This window comes from Fictibacillus phosphorivorans (assembly GCF_023715845.1).
Classification (GTDB): domain Bacteria; phylum Bacillota; class Bacilli; order Bacillales; family Fictibacillaceae; genus Fictibacillus; species Fictibacillus phosphorivorans_D.
Map to the genome: position 1 here is coordinate 1 of NZ_JAMBOR010000088.1, position 255 is coordinate 255.

Annotated in this window: 1 rRNA gene; it reads left to right on the forward strand. The window is 49.8% G+C overall.

Features of this window, described 5'->3' with window-relative positions:
• A 23S ribosomal RNA gene (locus M3206_RS18915) occupies positions 1–255 on the forward strand; the annotation flags it as partial.

Here is a 255-nt window from a genome sequence, read left to right on the forward strand (position 1 = left end):
GCAAGATTCCTGGAGGTAGAGCACTGATTGGACTAGGGGCCCCCACAGGGTTACCGAATTCAGTCAAACTCCGAATGCCAGAGAATTATCCGCGGGAGTCAGACTGCGAGTGATAAGATCCGTAGTCGAAAGGGAAACAGCCCAGACCATCAGCTAAGGTCCCAAAGTATACGTTAAGTGGCAAAGGATGTGGAGTTGCCCAGACAACCAGGATGTTGGCTTAGAAGCAGCCATCATTTAAAGAGTGCGTAATAG